The sequence below is a fragment of the Aurantimonas sp. genome (assembly GCF_964217435.1).
GTDB classification, from domain to species: Bacteria; Pseudomonadota; Alphaproteobacteria; order Rhizobiales; family Rhizobiaceae; genus Aurantimonas; species Aurantimonas coralicida.
In genome coordinates, this window is record NZ_CAXPJM010000020.1 from 155474 (window position 1) to 174491 (window position 19018).

The following is a 19018-nucleotide window of genomic DNA, read 5'->3' on the forward strand; positions in this document are numbered from 1 at the left end:
ACTGGATGATCGACCCCGCCGCGCTTCAGCGTGCGGTGGCTCTTGCGGCCTCGGTCTCCGGTTGGCGGCCCGCCACGGCGGCGGCCAGCAGCAGTCCCAGTGTCACCGCATTGAGGACGTGCCAGAGGAAGTGCGTGCCGAGCGGCCAGTCCGCGCAGAGCGGCATGTCGGCCATGCGCAGGCTGAGGGAGACAGCAAAGACCGTCCCGGCCGCAAGAACCGCGGGACCTGCCCGGTGCCGGGCCGCGACCAGATAGCCGCCGATGCCGAGCATGGCGAGAAGCGCCGGCACGTAGCCCGCCGAGGATCCGACCATTCCTGCGAAGAGCGGCTCCGAGAGGATCGAGGCGCCCAGAAAGGCGGCGGTGCCGAGGCCCGCCGCCCAACGGCGGAGCCCGACGAGACGATGCAGCGCCAGGAAGAAATAGGCGTAGATGAAGAGTGCGATCGGCAGGACGTCGGCAAGGCTCGACCAGCGGTTGGCGAAGGTGTGGAACAGGAACGAACCGATGCCGATGATGGCGACGAGGCCGGCGAGCAGGCATACCGGCCGATCCCGTCCGCCGGTCCGCTGCCACAGCGCGAAGCCGGCTGCGGCCGCGACGAGGAAGGCGAGATTGGAGACCGCATTCAGCGGCTCGGCCCAGAAGCCGGCTCCCAGGCGTTCGCAATAGGCGTCGATCGGTTGCGTCCAGTCCATGGCCGCGCCGTCGCGTCAGGCCTATTGTCCGGTGCGCCAGGGATCGTAGGTGCCGAAGTTCCAGAGTTGGCCCTCGGGATCGCGGCAGGCGAATTCCTTCGAGCCGTAGCTCTTCTCCTGCAGATCCACGACGATGGTCGCGCCGGCCGCCTGCACCGCCTCGTAGAGATGGTCGACATCCTTGACCACCAGATAGGGGCTCTGGGACACGGGCGCGCCGGCCTTCGCCGTGGTCTGCAACGCGCCGAACGCGTCGTCCCGGGCGTCGCCCACCATCACCATGCCGTCGCCATGGACGAGTTCGGCATGCAGGATACTGCCGTCGGTATCCTCGTGGACGGCGTGGCGGCTGAAGCCGAGTGTATCGCAGAGCCAGGTGATCATCTTGCGGCAATTCTCGTAGCGAATGGTGGGAATGACGGTCGATGGCATCGCGGCTCCTCCCTTGCGACGAGGATAGCATCGTAATCGCGTTTCGCGATCCGGGTCATCAAAACTTCATACCCCTCGACGCGATGCCCCGGCCGGGCACCTGCGTCAGAGCCCGGGCCAGGCGAGCGTCGCGCCGGCGACCACCGCGTAGCGGGCGAACTTGCCGATCGCGACGAGGATGGTGAAGCGCAGGAGCGGCACCCGCAGCACGCCGGCGATCACCGTCAGCGCATCGCCGCCGAGCGGCCACCACGCAAGCAGCAGGGTCCAGACGCCGTAGCGGTTGAAGAACCCCGTGGCCCTGTCGAGATGGCGCGGCGGCACCGGAAACCATCGGCGGTCGGCATAGTGCAGGAGGAAGCGGCCGCAGACCCAGTTGACCACCGAGCCGAGCGTGTTGCCGACACCGGCGACGACGACCAGCAGCCAGGGCTCGCCGACGCCTTCAGCAAGCAGCGCGACCAGCACGATCTCCGAGGCGCCGGGCAACAGCGTCGCGGCGAGGAAGGCACTCCAGAACAGGCCCGCGCAGGCGGCGAACAGCGTCATCGCGGGGCCGCCGGGCGAACCGAAAAACGCTCGCACCGGCCAATTTTCGCGCGCGGGAGATTGAACGCCGTTTCGCCAGTCACCATGTTGTGGATACTGCAGCAAGACATGTCGAAGCCCCCGCGGTGCCTCAGCGTCGCGGCCATTTTCGAAAGGAACGTGACTGCGATGACTTCGCGAGCTTTGATTCGTCCGGCATGGACGCCTGCCACGATTGCCCTGATGGTTGGCGGTTTCATGATCTTCTGGCCTCTCGGCCTGGCGATGCTGGCCTACATCCTCTGGGGTGACCGTTTGGACGGCTTCAAGCGGGACGTCAATGAGACGACGGACCGCCTGTTCGGCGGCCTGAAGCGCGCCGGCGGGGGCAGCCCCTTCAGCGCCCCGCGGACCGGCAATGTCGCCTTCGACGACTGGCGGGAGAAGGAACTCAGCCGCCTCGACGAGGAGCGCCGCCGCCTGCACGAGGCCGAGGCCGAATTCGCCGCCTATGCGCGCGAACTGCGCCGGGCCAAGGACCAGCAGGAGTTCGACCGCTTCATGGCCGAGCGCGGCAAGCGCCGCGACGATGGTCCGGTGGTCGACGGCCAGCCGGCCTGACCGAAACGATGGCGCCCGGCCCGGCCGGGCGTCCATGAAAAAGGCGGCGGCGTCCCTCGGGCGTCGCCGTTTTTCGTGTCGTGAGGGTGTAGACTGCGATTCGAACGGCGGCGTATCGCCGCCCATCCCTGTCCGGCTGCCGATGTCCTTCCTCTTTCCCCATGCCAAGCCGCGCGTCTCGGCAATCCCCGAACGGCTCGATCTCGCCGACGGCCCCGTCGCCGTGACCGTGCGGCGTAACCCCCGCGCCAAGCGCATGATCCTGCGGCTCGCTCCCGGTGCCTCGGGCGTGGTGGTGACCGCGCCGCGCCAGGTGTCGGGCCGGGCGATCGCCGAATTCCTGGAGCGCCATCGCGGCTGGGTCGAGGAACGCGTGGCCCGGGCACCGGGGCAGGTGGTCGTCGCCGACGGCGCGACCATTCCGTTTCGCGGCGGCACGTTGCGGCTCGTGTCGGCGCCGGAGCGCCGGGCATCGCGCTTCGAGACGGTCGACGGGGAGGCGTGCCTCATGGTCGGCGGCGCGCCGGAGCACTTCGTGCGCCGTGTCGTTGATACGCTGAAGCGCGAGGCGCGGCAGGATCTGCAGGCGGCGGTGGATCGCCATGCGGCGACCGTCGGCCTGCGTCCGCGCTCGATGGCGCTGAAGGACACGCGCAGCCGCTGGGGCTCCTGCACCATCGACCGGCGACTGGCCTTTTCCTGGCGCATCGTCATGGCACCGCCGGAGGTGCTCGATTATCTCGCCGCCCACGAGGTGGCGCATTTTCGCGAAATGAACCACGGCGCGTCGTTCTGGGCGCTCTGCCGCGAGCTTTGCCCGGGCATGGACCACGGCCGCGACTGGCTGAAGCGCCACGGTGCGGGCCTCCACGCCATCGATTGTTCCGGCGCCTGACCCGCGGTTTTGCCGCATCCTTTACAGGCCGGGGCGAGAGGCGCGATAAGGGCGCCAAGAGTGCGATCCGACCTTCGGGAGTACGGCTTTTGCGAGCCTTCGACGTCAAGATTTGCGGACTGTCCACACCCGAGACCCTCGCGGTGGCGCTGGAGCGTGGCGCAAGCCATGTCGGCTTTGTGCATTTCGCCAAAAGCCCGCGGCATATGGACGTGGGGCCGATGGCCGAGATCGTCGCAACGGTCGGCGGCCGCGCCGAGACCGTGATCGTCACCGTCGATCCCGACGATGCGCTGCTTGACCGTTTCGCCAGCGACGTGAAGCCGGATTGGCTGCAGCTGCATGGCCGCGAGACGCCGGAGCGGGTGCGCGACATCCAGGCGCGCACCGGGCTGAAGGTGATGAAGGCGCTGCCGATTTCTGCCGCCGAGGATCTCGCCGCGGTCGCGCCCTATGCCGGCGTCGCCGACCGCATCCTGCTCGATTCCAAGCGGCCCAAGGGCTCCGATCTGCCGGGAGGCAACGGCGTCTCCTTCGACTGGACGCTGCTTTCGGCCGCCGGGTCGGGCCTTGACCCGCAAATGGCCTATATGCTCTCCGGAGGGATCGACGCCGACAACGTCGCCGAGGCCGTCAGGATCGCCGATCCGTCCGGCATCGACGTGTCGTCCGGCGTCGAGAGCGCCCCCGGCGTCAAGGATGCCGGCCGCATGCACAGCTTCTTCGATGCGCTGGATCGCCTGGGCGAGCCGGCGAGAAAGGCACGAGTCTCGTGAACCAGCCGCTGACCCCGAATTCCTTCCGCGCCGGCCCCGACGAGGAAGGCCGCTTCGGCATCTTCGGCGGCCGCTTCGTCGCCGAAACGCTGATGCCGCTGATCCTCGATCTGCAGGAAGCCTGGGAGACCGCCCGCGTCGACCCGGCGTTCAAGGCCGAGCTCGACGGGCTGAACACCCATTACACCGGCCGGCCGTCGCCGCTCTATTTCGCCGAGCGGCTGACCGAGAAGCTCGGCGGCGCCAAGATCTATTTCAAGCGCGACGAGCTGAACCACACCGGTTCGCACAAGATCAACAACTGCCTCGGCCAGATCCTGCTTGCCCGCAAGATGGGCAAGACCCGGATCATCGCCGAGACCGGCGCCGGCCAGCATGGCGTGGCGACCGCCACGGTCTGCGCCCGCTTCGGCCTGCCCTGCGTCATTTATATGGGCGCGACCGACGTCGAGCGGCAGTCGCCCAACGTCTTCCGCATGAAGCTCCTGGGCGCCGAGATCGTGCCGGTCACCGCCGGCCACGGCACGCTGAAGGACGCCATGAATGAGGCGCTCCGCGACTGGGTGACGAATGTCGATTCCACCTATTACCTGATCGGCACCGCCGCCGGCCCGCATCCCTATCCGGAGCTGGTGCGCGAGTTCCAGTCGGTGATCGGCAAGGAGACCCGCGAGCAGATGATGGCCGCCGAAGGGCGCCTGCCGGACATGCTGGTGGCGGCCGTCGGCGGCGGCTCCAACGCCATCGGCCTGTTCCATCCCTTCCTCGACGACAAGGATGTCGCCATCGTCGGCGTCGAGGCGGGCGGCAAGGGCCTTGAGGGCGAGGAGCATTGTGCCTCGCTGACCGCAGGCTCCCCCGGCGTTCTCCACGGCAACCGCACCTATCTGCTCCAAGACGACGACGGCCAGATCAAGGAAGGCCATTCGATCTCGGCCGGCCTCGACTATCCGGGCATCGGGCCGGAGCATTCCTGGCTGAAGGATTCCGGCCGGGTGGAATATGTGCCGATCATGGACACCGAAGCGCTCGAGGCTTTCCAGCTCCTGACCCGCACCGAGGGCATCATCCCGGCGCTGGAGCCGGCCCATGCGCTGGCCGAAGTGGTCAAGCGCGCCCCGACCATGGGCAAGGACCAGATCATCGTGATGAATCTCTGCGGGCGCGGCGACAAGGACGTCTTCACCGCCGCCAAGCATCTCGGGGTCGATCTCTAGACGACCGGACGGGCCGCGGCGATCGGCGGCCCGGGAAGCGGAATGTCCGAAAAACCAAGCTGACAACGCTGGAGAAGCCAGCGAGCGAAGCGAGCCTGCATGACCGACATCGTCGAAATCCACGTCACCTGCCCGTCGCTCGATGAAGCGCGGGAACTGTCGCATGTCCTGATCGACGGTCGCTTCGCGGCCTGCGTCAATATCGGCAAGGAAGTCGACAGCCGCTATGTCTGGCAGGGCAGCAAGGAGCGCCACGACGAGTGGCCGCTGACGATCAAGACCACGGCGGACCGGTTCGACGCCTGCGCGGCGGCGATCCGCGAACACCATCCCTATGACACGCCCGCGATCTTCGGCTTCAAGGTCGACCACGTGGACGCGGCGACCGCAGAATGGGTCGCCGAGGTGACGAAAGCCTGACATGACGACACGCATCGAAGACCGGTTCCGCGCGCTGAAGGAAGAGGGTCGCCCCGCCTTCGTGACCTTCGTCATGGCCGGCGATCCCGACCACGAGACGGCGCTGGAGATCGCCCGGGCGCTGCCGGCGGCCGGCGCCGACATCATCGAGCTCGGCATGCCGTTCTCCGATCCCATGGCCGACGGCCCGGCAATCCAGAAGGCCGGTCTGCGGGCGCTGCAGGCGGGCGCCAGCCTGAAGAAGACCCTGTCGCTGGTCCGCGCTTTCCGCGAAGGCGACCAGACGACGCCGATCGTGCTGATGGGCTATTTCAACCCGATCTACATCTACGGCGTCGAGACCTTCGTCGCCGATGCGCTGGAGGCCGGCGTCGACGGGCTGATCGTCGTCGATCTGCCGCCGGAGATGGATGACGAGCTCTGCCTGCCGGCGCTCGACAAGGGGCTGAACTTCATCCGGCTCGCCACTCCGACGACCGACGACAAGCGCCTGCCGGCAGTGCTGAAGAACACCTCCGGCTTCGTCTATTACGTCTCGATCACCGGCATCACCGGCTCGGCCGCTCCCGATGCGGACAAGGTCGCCGCCGCGGTCGGCCGCATCAAGAAGCACACAGACCTGCCGGTCTGCGTCGGCTTCGGCGTGACCTCCGCCGACCAGGCGCGCGAGATCGGCAAGGGCGCCGACGGCGTCGTCGTCGGCTCGGCGATCGTCAAGGCGATCGAGCAGTCGCTGGAGAACGGCCGCGCCACCGCTCGCACGGTGAGCGACGTGCGCGACCTCGTCAGCGAGATCGCCGGCGGCGTGCGTGCCGCCCATCTTGCCAAGTCCTGAGCGGGCGACCATGTCCGGGGCGTGACGCGTCCCGTCGACAGGGATGCGTGACCGCCTAATTCCTGCGGCAGCGATTGCGCTGCCGCCCCTCGCCGGCACCGGCTGCCGGACCGATTTTGCCACGGGACAAGTGCCTTGAACTGGATCACCAACTACGTTCGCCCGAAGATCTCGAGCCTCCTCGCCACGCGTGAAGTGCCCGAAAACCTCTGGATCAAATGTCCCGAGACCGGCGAGATGGTCTTCCACAAGGATCTGGAAGCCAACCAGTGGGTGGTGCCGTCCTCCGGCTTCCACATGCGCATCCGGGCCCGCGACCGGCTGAAGGCGTTCTTCGACGACGGCGCCTTCGAGACCATCGAACTGCCGAAGGTCGCGGTCGATCCGCTGAAGTTCCGCGACTCCAAGCGCTATGTCGACCGGCTGAAGGAATACAAGGCGAAGGCCGAGATGGACGACGCCGTGCTGGCGGCGCGCGGCAGCCTGGAAGGCGTGCCGGTGATGGCCATCGTCCAGGACTTCGCCTTCATGGGCGGCTCGCTCGGCATGGCCGCCGGCGAGGCGATCATCAAGGGCTTCGAGACCGCCATCGCCGAGCGGCGCCCGGTGGTGCTGTTCGCCGCCTCCGGCGGCGCGCGCATGCAGGAGGGCATCCTGTCGTTGATGCAGCTGCCGCGCACCACGGTGGCGGTGGAGATGCTGAAGGAGGCGGGGCTTCCCTATATGGTCGTCCTGACCAACCCGACGGCCGGCGGCGTATCGGCTTCCTATGCGATGCTGGGCGACGTCCACATTGCCGAGCCGGGCGCGGTGATCGGCTTTGCCGGCGCCCGCGTCATCGAACAGACGATCCGCGAGAAGCTGCCCGAGGGCTTCCAGCGCGCCGAGTATCTGATGGCCCACGGCATGGTCGACATGGTCGTGCATCGTCACGAATTGCGCCCGACCATCGCCAATCTCCTGAAGCTGCTGACCCGGCAGCCGGCCGAGGCCGTCGAGGAGGAGGCGATCGTGGCCGAGCCGGTCGAGGCCATGGGATCCGAGCCAGTCCAGGCGCCGGAATCGCAGGCCGCGGGCTGAGCGACCTTTTTGCATCGCTCCCCGCACTGGCGTAATTCTTTCCGATGACAACGACCTCGCTGGCCGCCGCCGAAATCGATGCCCTGATGCTGAAGCATCCGAAGGGCTTCGACCTGTCGCTCGACCGCATCCGTCGGCTTCTGACCGAGCTCGGTGAGCCGCAGCGCAAGCTGCCGCCGCAGATCCACATCGCCGGCACCAACGGCAAGGGCTCCGTCACGGCGTTCTGCCGGGCCATCCTTGAGGCCGACGGGCAGGCGGTGCACGCCCATACCTCGCCGCATCTCGTCAACTGGCACGAGCGCTACCGCATCGGCCGCAAGGGCGAGCCCGGGGCGCTGGTCGACGACGCGATGCTGGCCGAGGCCGTGGCCCGCGCCGCGAAGGCCAATGCCGGCGCGCCGATCACCGTCTTCGAGATCCTCACCGCGGTGACGTTCCTGCTGTTTTCGGAGAATCCCGCCGACGCGGTGCTTCTGGAAGTCGGGCTCGGCGGTCGCTTCGACGCCACCAACGTCATCGAGAAACCGGCCGTCACGGTCATCACCGCGATCTCGCTCGATCACCAGTCCTATCTCGGCGACCGCGTCGAACTGATCGCGGCGGAGAAGGGCGGCATCATCAAGCGCGGCGTGCCGGTGGTGCTGGGCCAACAGAACGAGTCGATCGCGCTGGAAGTGCTGACCTCCATGGCCGACCGCGCCGGGGCGCCGCTGCTCGTCTACGGCCAGGACTTCTTCGCCTATGAGGAACATGGGCGGCTGGTCTATCAGGACGAGTCGGGCCTTCTCGACCTGCCGATGCCGCGGCTGCCGGGACGCCATCAGCTGACCAACGCCGCAACCGCCATCGCCGCTTTGCGCCATGGCGGTTTCGCACCGGCCGACAAGGCGATCGAGGCCGGCCTTTCCCATGTCGAATGGCCGGGACGGATGCAGCAGATTGCCTCGGGTCCGCTCTACCGGGCGGCGTTTCCGGGCTCGGAGCTGTGGCTCGACGGCGGCCACAATCCCGGTGCGGGCGCCGCCATCGCCGAGACGCTGGCCGATCTGGAGGAGCGGGTCTCGCGGCCGCTGTTCCTGATCGTCGGGATGATCAATACCAAGGACCCGACCGGCTTCTTCGCGGCCTTCGCCGGCATTGCCCGGCATGTCTTCACCGTGCCCGTCGGCTCGTCGGATGCCGGCATCGATCCCGACGATCTGGCCGAGGCGGCGATCGACGCGGGTCTCGACGCCGAGCCCTGCGACAGTGTCGAGGAGGCGATCCGGCTGGTCTCCAGCAGCTGGGACGACAGCCGCGCGCCACGCTTCCTGATCTGCGGTTCGCTCTATCTGGTCGGCGACGTCCTCTCCAGCAGCGGTCTCGCCCCGCGCTGAACTCCCGCGGTCTCTGAGCCCATCACACAAAAAAGGCCCGGGCGATCGACCCGGGCCTTTTCAGTTCATCGCGATGGCGCTGGACGCTGAGCCTCTCAGGCGGCGCCCTTGTTGATCCAGTCGACGAGCTTCGACTTGGACTGCGCACCGACCATCGTGTCCGCATGCTCGCCATTCTTGAAGAGCATCAGCGTCGGGATCGAACGCACGCCGTACTGGGCGGCGATATCCGGGTTCTCGTCGATGTTCACCTTGGCGATCCGGACATTGTCCATCTCGCTGGAGATTTCCTCGAGGCTCGGCGCGATCATCTTGCAGGGCCCGCACCACTCGGCCCAGAAATCGACGACGACGGGCTTGTCGCTGCCGAGGACGTCGGTCTGGAAATTGCTGGTGTCGATCTTTGTCGTGGCCATGGTCGGCTCCTAAATCCTGTTCGCCTCGTTACGTAGAAGTCGCTTGGCGCCAAATCAAGCGATGGCGCCGTTCTCTTGACGCTCCGTTGCCGATTGGGTGGACGCCCGGCGGCGCGCGACCGCCTGCTCCATCACCGCTTCCGACAGGGCGATCAGCCGCGGCGCTTCGGTGAACAGCAGCGCCGCCTCGATCGGCCGGTCCGGATAGAGCGGCTTCAGCATCTCGTGGTAGAGCGCCAGCTGCATGATGTAGGCCGGCGAGACCTCCGCCAGCGAGGCGGGCGGCGGCCGGTTGGTCTTGTAGTCGACGATCAGCACCCGCGTTGCGGTGACCGCGAGCCGGTCGATCGTGCCGTTGACGCGATAGCTGCGGCCGGCGAGCGTGATCTCGCCGGCGACCGGCACCTCGGCCCGGCTGCCGGCGGCGAAGATCGGGGCGAAGGCAGGATCGTCCATGACGGCCAGCGCCGAGGCCACCAGTGCGTCGTGATCGCCCAGACGCATCTCCGGCGCCGCGGTCGCCAGATAGCGCCGGGCGGCCGCCTCTCGTGCGTCCGCCGCCATCTCCGGCAACACCTGCAGGAGCTTGTGGACAGCCAGGCCGCGCCGGATGGCAAAGGACGGATCGCCCGTCTGGCTGAGCACCGGCGAGACGAAGGCCGGGGCGGCCTCAGGCGGGATCGCGTCGTCCTCGGCGATCTCGGTGCCCTCGCCGGCGGAGGACGGCGACAGCGGCCGCGGCGGCAGGATTTCCGGCGGCAGCGGCGACAGATCGAGCGGGGCGGGCGCGTCGGGCTGCGGCTGGATCGCGGCGGCCAGCTTGTCGCCCGTCCCGGCTGCGCCGAAGCGCCAGGCGATGGTCGCGCCGTCGGCGTCGGTGACCGGCTCGCACTCCGCCGACAGGGCGAGTTGAGCCCGCTGCAGCCAGGAATTCTCGTTCGGGCCGCGCACGCCCGAGACGCCGCACACGACCAGCCGGTCGGCGGCGCGGGTCATGCCGACATAGAGCAGCCGGCGATATTCCTCCTCGGCCCGGGCCTTTTCCGCCTCCTTGAGGGCGGCGATGGCGTCGTTCTCCAGATCCTTGGCGGCACGCCACAGGAAGCCCGGCGACATGCCGGGCACGAGACCGGGCATGTCGGGCCATTCCATCAGCCGGGCGCCATGGGCGTGGCTGAACGGGGCCGAGCCGGGATCGACGAGGAAGACGACCGGCGCCTCCAGGCCCTTGGAGGCGTGGGTGGTCATGATCCGCACCTCGCCGCGGCCCTGCTCCATCTCGCGCTTGATCGAGGGCGGGGCGGCGGCCAGCCGCGCGAGAAAGGCATCGAGGCCGGGTTCGCCCGCTTCCTCGTCGGCCAGCGCCAGATCGAGGAAGGCATCGATGACCTCGCCCGAGTCAGATCCCAGCCGGCGCGTCAGCCGGGCCCGGCCACCCTCGGGGCCGAGGATGCGGGCATAGAAGGCGAAGATGGTCTCGAAGCCCGAACGGGCCCGAAATTCGTCGAGCCGCGTCAGCGCGTAACGGCATTTGGCCAGAAACGCCTCGGTCGTTTCGTCCGGCACGAATTCCGGCACGCGGCCGAGACCCTCCGGCCCGCAGATCCGCCGCAGGCCGAGCGACAGCGGCTCGTGGCGCTCGCGGGACAGGGCCAGCCCCATGAGGTCGTCGTCGGTGAAATCGAAGAAGGGCGACTTCAGGACGGCGGCAAAGGACAGATCGTCCTCGAAATTGGCCACCGTCCGGCCGAGTGCCATCAGATCCTTCACCGCGATATGGTCGGTGATGACCAGACGGTCGGCGCCGGCGACCGGGATGCCGGCGTCGCGCAGCGCCTTGGCCATGGCGGCGACGAAGCCGGAGCGCTTGCGCACCAGGACGATGACGTCACCCGCCGCCAGCGGGCGTACCGCGCCCTTGTGAGCGATGGGATCGCCGATCCAGTCGCCGATCTGGGCGGCGATCCGCCGTGCCAGCCGGTTGGCCGGGGAATTGGCCGGCTCGTAGTCGATCGCCTGCAGCCAGTCGCGCGACTGCGGCTGTTCCTCGGCCTGGTAGACCGGCCAGATCTCCACGAGGCCCGGCGCCTCGCCCCGCGCGGTCTGGTGCGCCGGCGGCTCGTCGCCCGACGACAGGCCCTTGCGGTTTTCCGCATCGGCAAAGACGGTGTCCACCGCCCGCAGGACGTCGGCGGCGGTGCGGAAGGACTGGGTCAGCCGCACCTCTTCGAAGCGGGCCTCGGCGGCCTCGGCACGCTGCCGCATGGCCCGCTGTTCATCGGCGAACATGCGCGGCGAGGCGCCCTGGAAGGAATAGATCGACTGCTTCTCGTCGCCGACGGCGAAGACCGTGCGGGTGACCTCGCGCGCCCCGGCGCCGGCGAAGAACTCCTCCACCAGCTGGCGCATCACCTGCCATTGGCGCGGACTGGTGTCCTGCGCCTCGTCGATCAGCACATGGTCGATGCCCTGGTCGAGCTTGTAATGGACCCAGGCGGAGGCGGCCGAGCGGGTCAGGAGCTCGGCGGTCCGCACGATCAGATCCTCGAAATCCAGCCGTCCGCGCCGGCGCTTGAGGATGGCGTAGTCGCGCTCGAAGGCGTCGGCGATCACCAGCGCCGCGGCGCTGGCGCGGAACAGCCGCAGGCTGGCGAGGCGCTCGTCGATCGCCTGGACGTGGTCGGCCAGCTGCTGCAGCTTCTCGGGAAAATCGGGCAGGGCGTCGGCCACCGCCTTGGTGGCAACGCTCGACGGCTTGTAGGGCGTGCCCTTGGCCGTCAGGCACAGCGCCTTCAACGCGGCGAGCCGCGCGTCGGGCGTGCCGGCGTCCCGGAGCGCCTGCAGGCGGTCGTGGAACTTGGCGTCGGTCGGCTTGGAGCTGGCAGCGGCAAGGCTCATGGCGCTGTCGCAGAAGGCCGCGTCGAAGCCGGGCGCATCGTCTGCCGCCGCGAGGATCGCGGCCTCGTCCTCGCCGGGCTCCAGCCCTAAGGCGTGGCGCAGAAGCGCGACTGCCGCGTCGATCCCGCCGGCCTCGTCGAGATGCCGCCGGATGGCGTCGCGCCGGTTGACGATCTCGCCGATGAGCTGGTCGAGGCCCCATTCGCCGGCCAGCGTCAGAGCCGAGGCAAAGGCGTCCGCCAGCGCCGAGGCGGCTTCGCCCGGTGCCTTCCGCGCCGCGCCGGTAATCAGCAGGCGCCGTGCTTCGGCCAGCAGCGCCATGCTCTCGGCGTCGTCCAGAACCTCGAAATGGCCCGGAACGTTCGCTTCCAGCGGAAACTGGTGGAGGATCGCCTCGCAGAAGGCGTGGATGGTCTGGATCTTCAGCCCGCCCGGCGTCTCCAGCGCCTCGGCGAAGAGACGCCGCGCGACGATCATCCGCTCCGGCGTGGGCGGCCTGCCGTCGAGCCGGGCAATCTCCGCGGCGAGATCGGCATCCTCGGCTGTCGCCCATTTCGCGAGCCGTGCAAAGACGCGGCCCGACATCTCGGCCGCCGCCGCCTTGGTATAGGTCAGGCAGAGGATTTTCGACGGCTCGACCTTCGACAGAAGCAGCCGCACGACGCGTTCGGTCAGGACATGGGTCTTGCCGGAGCCGGCATTGGCCGACACGAAGACCGAGCGCTCCGGATCGGCGGCGATGGCCTGCAGCCGCGTCGTTTCGGCAATGCCGGTAAAGCCGCTCATGCCGGGCTCCCTTCGCCGCCGTCGCCGTTCTCGTCGGCGCCGATCGACCATTCCTGCGCCCGGGCCAGATGATCGTAGGCGCCGGAGAAATCGCCGGCGATGAAGGGCCGTGTGCGCGAGCGGAACGGGGTCGCCGCGTTGCGGAAATTCGCCACCAGGCCGCGGAACTTGGCCAGGGCCTCGTCGCTGAGCGCGTCGGGATCGACCGGCTCGCCCTTGCGACCGCCGTCGCTGGCGAGATGGTCTTCATAGAGCGTGCGTTCGCGCAGGCGGACGTAGACGAGGTCGGAAATGGCCGAGGCGGTGCCGGCGTCGGCGAAGGCGCCGAGCTTGGCCATGGCGCCTTCCAGCGGCAGCTGCGGAGCGAGCAGCGCGCGGGCCTGCGAGACCGAGGGCGTCGTGCCGGTCTTGAAGTCGAGGATCTCGGTCGAGCCGTCGGTCATGACGTCGACGCGGTCGGCCCGGCCGCGCAGCGTCGTCGCCAGGTCGGTGAAGTCGTAAGCGCCGCCGATCTCGGCATGACGCCTCGCCACACGGGGCCCGCGCTCGCGCTCCCAGGCAATGAAGTTGGCGCACAGCGCTTCGGCGCGCGGCCACCACACCGCCTCGATGTCCGGCGGCAGCATTTCCTCATCGAAGCGCTCGCGGGCGATGGCGAGGATCTCCGCTTCGGCATCCGCCGCGTCGGGATCGTGGCCACGCTGGACGAAGCGGCCGAGAATGTCGTGGAAGAGATTGCCGCGTTCGGCGGCGTGCGGATCGCGCATCAGCTCGGGCAGCGGCTCGAGATTCATGATCTTGCGGGCATGGATCGCATAAGGATCGCGGATCAGCGTCTCGACATCGGTGATCGAATAGGAGGTCGGCCGGCGCTCCAGCGGCGGGCGCGGCTCGGGGCGGGCCGCGCGGATGTCCGGTCCGGCATCGGCCGGTGCGTCGTCGAGCCGGCGGGCATGGTCGAGATAGGTCTGGCCGGCGGCCCGCAGGCGCGCGGTACCGTCCTCGCCGGCCAGCGTCGTCAGCCGCTGCAGCCAGCGCGAGGCGATCGTCGGGGCGCCGCCGGCACGCCGCGAACGGGTGATGACGACCTTGCGGGCGCCCATCGCCATCCAGAAGTCGTGGGCGGCCAGGCCGATGCGCCGCTCCGGCGGGTCGAGGGCGATCTCGCGGCGCATCAGCCGCGACAGGAAGGCGCCGCTCTTGGTGCCGCCGGGCCATGTGCCCTCGTTGAGGCCGCCGAGGATCGCCATGTCGACGCTCTGCAGCCGCGCCTCCAGCGTGCCCCAGACAAAGGCCCGGGCGGAGAGGCCGCCGCGCGGCTTGACCGTGACGCCGGCGATCAGCGCATCGATGACGTCGCCGAGTTCGCGGGACGCGAAACCAAAGCCGGTGTCGGGCGCTCGCACGATGTCGCTCAGGAACTCGACCATCGCCCGGCCGGCCTCCTCGGCATAGACCTCGGAGGCGTCCCCGTCGGCATCCGCCGCCACGGCTTCGAGGCAGCGTGTCAGCGCGGTCGCATAGGCCGCGATCTCGCGTTCGGTCCCGTCGCGCAGCGCGGACAGCGGCTCCAATGCGACCTCCAGACGGTCGGCCATGGTCTGGGCCAGTTCGCGCTCGGCCTCGGGGAGGATGCGGACAGGCCGCGGCATGTGGGTCGCCGTCTCCAGCATCCTGCGCCGCTCGGCGACGATGGTCCCGAGGCGGGCGCCGTCGGGAATGCCGACCGAACCGCGCAGGGCCAGCATCTCGATGGCGCGGGCGGCGCGGCGGGCCTCGGCGGCCGGCATGCCGAGCCGGGTCAGCGGATGCTTCAGAAGCGCGATCAGCGCGATCGGGTCGCCCGGCTGCAGGGCAACGGCGGCGAGGGTGGTCAGCAGCGTGCCGGGCGGCGTGGCCGCCAGCGGCCGGCCGCCGGAATCATTGGCGGCGATGCCGAAGCGGGCGAGCTCGGAGACGACCCGGCGGGCGAGATTGCGGTCCGGGGTGATCAGAGCCGTCGTCGCATCCGGATCGGCCAGCGCCGCGCGCATCGCGCAGGCGATCGCGAGGGCCTCCTCGCGTTCGTCGTTCGCCTCGACGAGAGCGAGGCCGTCCAGGGCCTCTGCGCCGTGATCGCGCGCCGTCTCGCGCCAGCGATGGGTGGTTTCGGCCGGGCGCAGCGCATCGGCGACGAAGGCCTCGCGGGCGGTGAGGACAGGCTCTTCGTTCGGGGCCAGATGCGACACCGCCTCCGGTGGCAGGGCGAAGCGGGCAAGGATGGTCTTCAGGCCGTATTGCGGATGGCCGGGCGCCGAGATCGCCCCCTCGCGAGAGATTGCGGCGAAGGCCTCCGGATCGAGATGCCGGTCGAGACCGGGCAGCACCAGGGCGCCCTGCTCGAGATGGGCGATGGCGTGCATCAGTTCGATGGTCGCAGGGGCGGTGGCGGTGGAACCGGCGAGGATCACCGGGCCGGTGCCGGGATCGCGCCGCAGCCGCTCGGCCTCGGCCCGCAACCAGACATTCTTGGCCGTCGCCTCGCTGACCCGGCCGGCCTCGGCCAGCGCCTTTGGCCAGGTCTCCGTGACGATCGACAGGAAGGTGACGGTGAGCTGCCACCAGTCGGACAGGGCATCGGGGGCGAGGCCGGCGAGCTTGCTAAGGTTGGTGCCTTCGGTCTCGACCTCGTCGAGCAGCGCGCCGAGATCGGCGGCGAGCCAGAGGGCGTCGGCGGCGCTGGCCGGCAAGACGGCCTCTTCGCCGATCAGCGCCTCGAATTCACGGCCGCGCGTGACCGAGCGCCATTGCCGGGCGAGGCGCGCGAGTTGCAGACGCCGTTCCAGTTCGCCCATGGTCGGTTCCAGCGACGGCCGCTCGCCCTCGGGCGCGAACTGGCTGGCCTCGTCGCTTTCGCCAATCGGCCGAATGGCCGGAAGAATGGCGCTGCCGGTGCCCAGAAGCCGGGCAAATTCGCCGGCCAGCGCGCGCGCGGCGCGGCGGGTCGGCACGTAGATCGTCGCGCCGGCCAGGGCCAGCGGATCGCCCGTGTAGCGGAAGGACGGCACGATGCGACCGTCGAGCAGGCCTTCGGCAAGCGTGGCAAGGAAGGGCCGTCCCGGCGGGATCGAAAACAGATTGGCGATCATGGACCGAGTCTAGGCCAAGCCCTGACGATTCGCACGGGTCAGTTGCCGGCGCGGCCCGATTGCGCGTGGGGGTTCGCAGCGGGGCGAGCGGCGTTCGCGGCGGTTCCGTACGGCGCGTGTTGCCGGCTTCAGGACGCCTCGGCCCAGCCCTTCGCGACGGCGGGCGGCTGCGCCTGGCGTTGAGCAAAGAGCTGCAGGAGGTCGGTGGTGCTGTTGAAATCGGCAGGGCGGGCGAAATGGTAGCCCTGGCCGAGAACATAGCCGAGCTCGTTCAGCCGTTCGGCCTGCCCGGCATTCTCGATCCCCTCGGCCACGACCCGCATCCCCAGCTTGTCGGCGATACCCATCAGCCCCTCGACGATCGCGCTGCTCGGCGCATCGGTGAGCATCTGGTCAACGAAGGAGCGGTCGATCTTGATGATGTCGACGGGCAGCTTGAGCAGGTGGGTGAGGGAGGCAAAGCCGGTGCCGAAATCGTCCAGCGAGACAAGGATGCCGAGGTTGCGAAGCCGCGCCAGGCTCTCGGCGACATCCTCGCCGAGACCGTCGAGGAAGACGTTCTCGGTGACCTCGACGACGAGGTGATGATACGGCACGCCGGCCGCCTTGAAGGGGGCGAGGAACCGCGCTTCCAGATCGCCGGATTCGAAATCGGCCGGGGCGAGATTGATGCCGACATGCTGGATCGGCAGGCCGCGGGCGATCCACGTCGCCAGATCGCGGGCGATCTGCGCGAACATGCGCTCGCTGATGCGCGAGGCGACCTTGTTGTCGGAGAAGGCCGCCGAGAAGGCGCCCGCGGCGACGATCTGGCCATCGGGCATGACCATGCGCGCCAGCGCTTCGAGACCGACGATCTCGGCCGTGTCGAGCCGGACCACGGGTTGGTAGTAGGTCAGGATCCGGTCTTCAGACAGCGCCTGGTCCACCTCGCGGATGGTTTCGACCCGCTGCATAATCGTCGTCCGCAGGCCGGCGTCGAAGGCGACGTAGCTGCCGCGGTTGGTCTCCTTGGCATGGTAGAGCGCGAAATCGGCGTTCTGCCGCAGCGTTTCGACGTCGCTTCCGTCCGGACCGTAGACGACGCCGCCGAGCGTGACCTGCGGCACCATCATGTTGCCGTTGCACTCGAAGGGCGCGCTCATGCGCTGGCGGATCGTGTGGGCGATCCGGGCAAGTTCGTCATGGTCGTGGCAGCGATCGCAGACCACCGCGAACTCGTCGCCGCTCAGCCGGTAGGCGGCACTGACGCCCGCGGAGTCGCTGTCACGCAGGCGCTGTGCGACCTCGCGGATCAGCCGATCGCCGACCATGTGGCCCATGGAATCGTTGATCGACTTCAGATGGTCGATATCGACGAGGATCAGCGCGAAGTTCGGCGCGGCGCCGAGCGCCAGCGTGGTGATCGCCTCGTCGAAACAGCGGCGGTTGGGCAGGCTCGTCAGCTGGTCGAAATAGGCAAGGTGATGGTTGTGCTGCTGCATCTGCGTGTGCGCGATGGAGATCGTGCACAGATGCACGCAGGCATCGACGATCTGGCGCTCGAACGCGCTCGGTCCGCGCTGGACCGGATAATAGAAGGCGAAGGTCGCGGCCACGCGACCGGAGGAATCGGAGATCGGGCTCGACCAGCAGGCCCTCAGGCCCAGCGGCAGGGCAAGCCGCGCAAAGCTGGACCAGAGCGGGTCGGTGGCGATGTCGGTGACCTCGACCGGCTCGCCACGGAATGCCGCGCTGCCGCAGGAGCCGACACTGGGCCCGATCTCCAGGCCGTTCAGCGCTTCGCAGTAATGCGCCGGCAGCGACGGGGCGGCCAGCGAGTGCAGCCGGCGGTTTTCATCGACCAGAAGAATCGAGCAGGTCACGCCGGGCGCCAGGCTCTCGACGCGCGTGCACAGGAGATTGGCGATGACGTCGAATTGCGAACCCAGGGCAATCGCCTCGAGGATTTCGGTCTGCAGCTGCTGCAGCGCGAAATGGCCGTCTGTCCGCATCGAGTCCACCCGTCCTGTGCTCAGACAGCACCCTGCGGGCCGGTGCGTTAGAAAAGGCTCAACGGCAGATCTCGCAATGCAAACACAAATAAGTGTTCAGCGAGGCGATCTGTTTGTTTTGCAACGGTAAACCGTTGATGACTCCTCACGTCGTCAGGCGGCGGCGCTGGCGATGAAGGCGGCCTCCGCAAGCGGGATCGCGCCGGGCGTTCCGACCGTGATCCACAGGCCGCCAAGCCGCACGCCATAGAGACGGTCGGCGTCGATCAGATTGTCGAAAACGCGGTTCAGCGAGAATTTCTCTGGCTTCATACCGGCGAAGATCTCGGGCTTCATGATCGCCACGCCGGCATAGATGAAGGGCGACATGTCGCGCTCCTCGACGCGGGTCAGCCGGCCCTCGACATCCATGACGAAATCACCCTTGCCGTCGTAGCCGGTGGCCTGCTGCATGTCGGCGATCAGCAGCGACATGTCCATGCGCGCCGGGTTCCACAGATGCGCCATCAGGTCGAGATTGTCGCGGTAGCCGTCGATCCAGAACGTGTCGGAATTGATCACGTAGAAGGGCTCGGATCCGAGCTCCGGCAGGGCCTTGACGATGCCGCCGCCCGAATCCAGCAACTCGTCCTGCTCGTCGGAGACGATGATTTCCATGTCCTTGCGCTTGCGCAGATGCGCCCGCATCAGATCGGCCATGTAATGCACGTTGACGACGACGCGCTCGACGCCGTTGCGGGCCAGCGCATCGAGCCCGTAATCGATCAGCGCCTTGCCCCGGATCTCGACGAGGGGCTTGGGAATGGTCGAGGTGATCGGCCGCATGCGCTTGCCGAGGCCGGCGGCCAGAACCATGGCGGTCTTGGGCTTGAAGGACGGGGTGGTCGACAGGGTCATGCGGCTCTTGTCCGGG

16 protein-coding genes are annotated in these 19018 nt (G+C 68.6%); 8 read left to right on the plus strand and 8 right to left on the minus strand.

Features of this window, described 5'->3' with window-relative positions:
- Positions 1 to 25 precede the first annotated feature (25 nt).
- The 3 genes from ACEQX1_RS09130 to ACEQX1_RS09140 all read right to left on the minus strand — a co-directional run bounded on the left by ACEQX1_RS09130 (position 26) and on the right by ACEQX1_RS09140 (position 1681).
- Positions 26 to 700: a ceramidase domain-containing protein gene (locus ACEQX1_RS09130; RefSeq protein WP_370192430.1), complete on the minus strand. Its 675-nt coding sequence runs from the start codon at positions 698 to 700 to the stop codon at positions 26 to 28.
- Between the two features lie 21 nt (positions 701 to 721).
- The gene (locus ACEQX1_RS09135; RefSeq protein WP_024349451.1) at positions 722 to 1132 is read right to left on the minus strand and encodes a VOC family protein; all 411 of its coding nucleotides are present in this window, start codon (positions 1130 to 1132) and stop codon (positions 722 to 724) included.
- Between the two features lie 105 nt (positions 1133 to 1237).
- Positions 1238 to 1681, minus strand: coding sequence for a YqaA family protein (locus tag ACEQX1_RS09140; protein ID WP_187389952.1), 444 nt, complete (start codon positions 1679 to 1681; stop codon positions 1238 to 1240).
- A 168-nt stretch (positions 1682 to 1849) separates the two neighbouring features.
- Here ACEQX1_RS09140 and ACEQX1_RS09145 point away from each other — a divergent pair, with 168 nt between their 5' ends.
- From ACEQX1_RS09145 to ACEQX1_RS09180, 8 genes are all read left to right on the plus strand, one after another.
- Entirely contained in the window at positions 1850 to 2281 is a 432-nt protein-coding gene (locus tag ACEQX1_RS09145) for a DUF2852 domain-containing protein (protein ID WP_370192487.1), read from the plus strand.
- A 142-nt stretch (positions 2282 to 2423) separates the two neighbouring features.
- Positions 2424 to 3176: a M48 family metallopeptidase gene (locus ACEQX1_RS09150; RefSeq protein WP_370192433.1), complete on the plus strand. Its 753-nt coding sequence runs from the start codon at positions 2424 to 2426 to the stop codon at positions 3174 to 3176.
- 89 nt (positions 3177 to 3265) lie between these two features.
- On the plus strand, positions 3266 to 3952 hold the full coding sequence (locus ACEQX1_RS09155) for a phosphoribosylanthranilate isomerase (RefSeq protein WP_370192435.1): 687 nt from the start codon (positions 3266 to 3268) through the stop codon (positions 3950 to 3952).
- Positions 3949 to 5169, plus strand: coding sequence for a tryptophan synthase subunit beta (trpB, locus tag ACEQX1_RS09160; RefSeq protein WP_187389948.1), 1221 nt, complete (start codon positions 3949 to 3951; stop codon positions 5167 to 5169). Before ACEQX1_RS09155 ends, trpB begins: the two co-directional genes overlap by 4 nt.
- 99 nt (positions 5170 to 5268) lie before the next feature.
- Positions 5269 to 5589 (plus strand): divalent-cation tolerance protein CutA, encoded by a 321-nt coding sequence (gene cutA / locus ACEQX1_RS09165; RefSeq protein WP_230788899.1) that lies wholly within the window; start codon positions 5269 to 5271, stop codon positions 5587 to 5589.
- 1 nt (position 5590) lies between these two features.
- Positions 5591 to 6424 carry a tryptophan synthase subunit alpha gene (gene trpA, locus ACEQX1_RS09170; protein ID WP_370192439.1) on the plus strand — a complete coding sequence of 278 codons (834 nt, stop codon included), beginning with the start codon at positions 5591 to 5593 and terminating at the stop codon, positions 6422 to 6424.
- Between the two features lie 135 nt (positions 6425 to 6559).
- Positions 6560 to 7504 carry an acetyl-CoA carboxylase, carboxyltransferase subunit beta gene (gene accD / locus ACEQX1_RS09175; protein WP_187389945.1) on the plus strand — a complete coding sequence of 315 codons (945 nt, stop codon included), beginning with the start codon at positions 6560 to 6562 and terminating at the stop codon, positions 7502 to 7504.
- A gap of 44 nt (positions 7505 to 7548) precedes the next feature.
- Positions 7549 to 8883, plus strand: coding sequence for a folylpolyglutamate synthase/dihydrofolate synthase family protein (locus ACEQX1_RS09180; RefSeq protein ID WP_370192442.1), 1335 nt, complete (start codon positions 7549 to 7551; stop codon positions 8881 to 8883).
- 95 nt (positions 8884 to 8978) lie between these two features.
- Here the strand turns inward: ACEQX1_RS09180 and trxA are convergent, their stop codons facing one another.
- The 5 genes from trxA to ACEQX1_RS09205 form a co-directional block, all read right to left on the minus strand.
- Complete coding sequence (trxA, locus tag ACEQX1_RS09185) at positions 8979 to 9299, minus strand: thioredoxin (RefSeq protein WP_370196752.1); 321 nt, start codon at positions 9297 to 9299, stop codon at positions 8979 to 8981.
- A 54-nt stretch (positions 9300 to 9353) separates the two neighbouring features.
- Positions 9354 to 12983, minus strand: coding sequence for a double-strand break repair helicase AddA (gene addA, locus ACEQX1_RS09190; RefSeq protein ID WP_370196753.1), 3630 nt, complete (start codon positions 12981 to 12983; stop codon positions 9354 to 9356).
- On the minus strand, positions 12980 to 16111 hold the full coding sequence (gene addB, locus ACEQX1_RS09195; protein ID WP_370192448.1) for a double-strand break repair protein AddB: 3132 nt from the start codon (positions 16109 to 16111) through the stop codon (positions 12980 to 12982). Before addB ends, addA begins: the two co-directional genes overlap by 4 nt.
- Before the next feature lie 128 nt (positions 16112 to 16239).
- Entirely contained in the window at positions 16240 to 18105 is a 1866-nt protein-coding gene (locus tag ACEQX1_RS09200; protein ID WP_370192450.1) for a putative bifunctional diguanylate cyclase/phosphodiesterase, read from the minus strand.
- Between the two features lie 153 nt (positions 18106 to 18258).
- A complete protein-coding gene (locus ACEQX1_RS09205; protein WP_230788885.1) occupies positions 18259 to 19002 on the minus strand; it encodes a nucleotidyltransferase family protein in 744 nt (247 codons plus the stop codon).
- Positions 19003 to 19018: the final 16 nt, after the last annotated feature.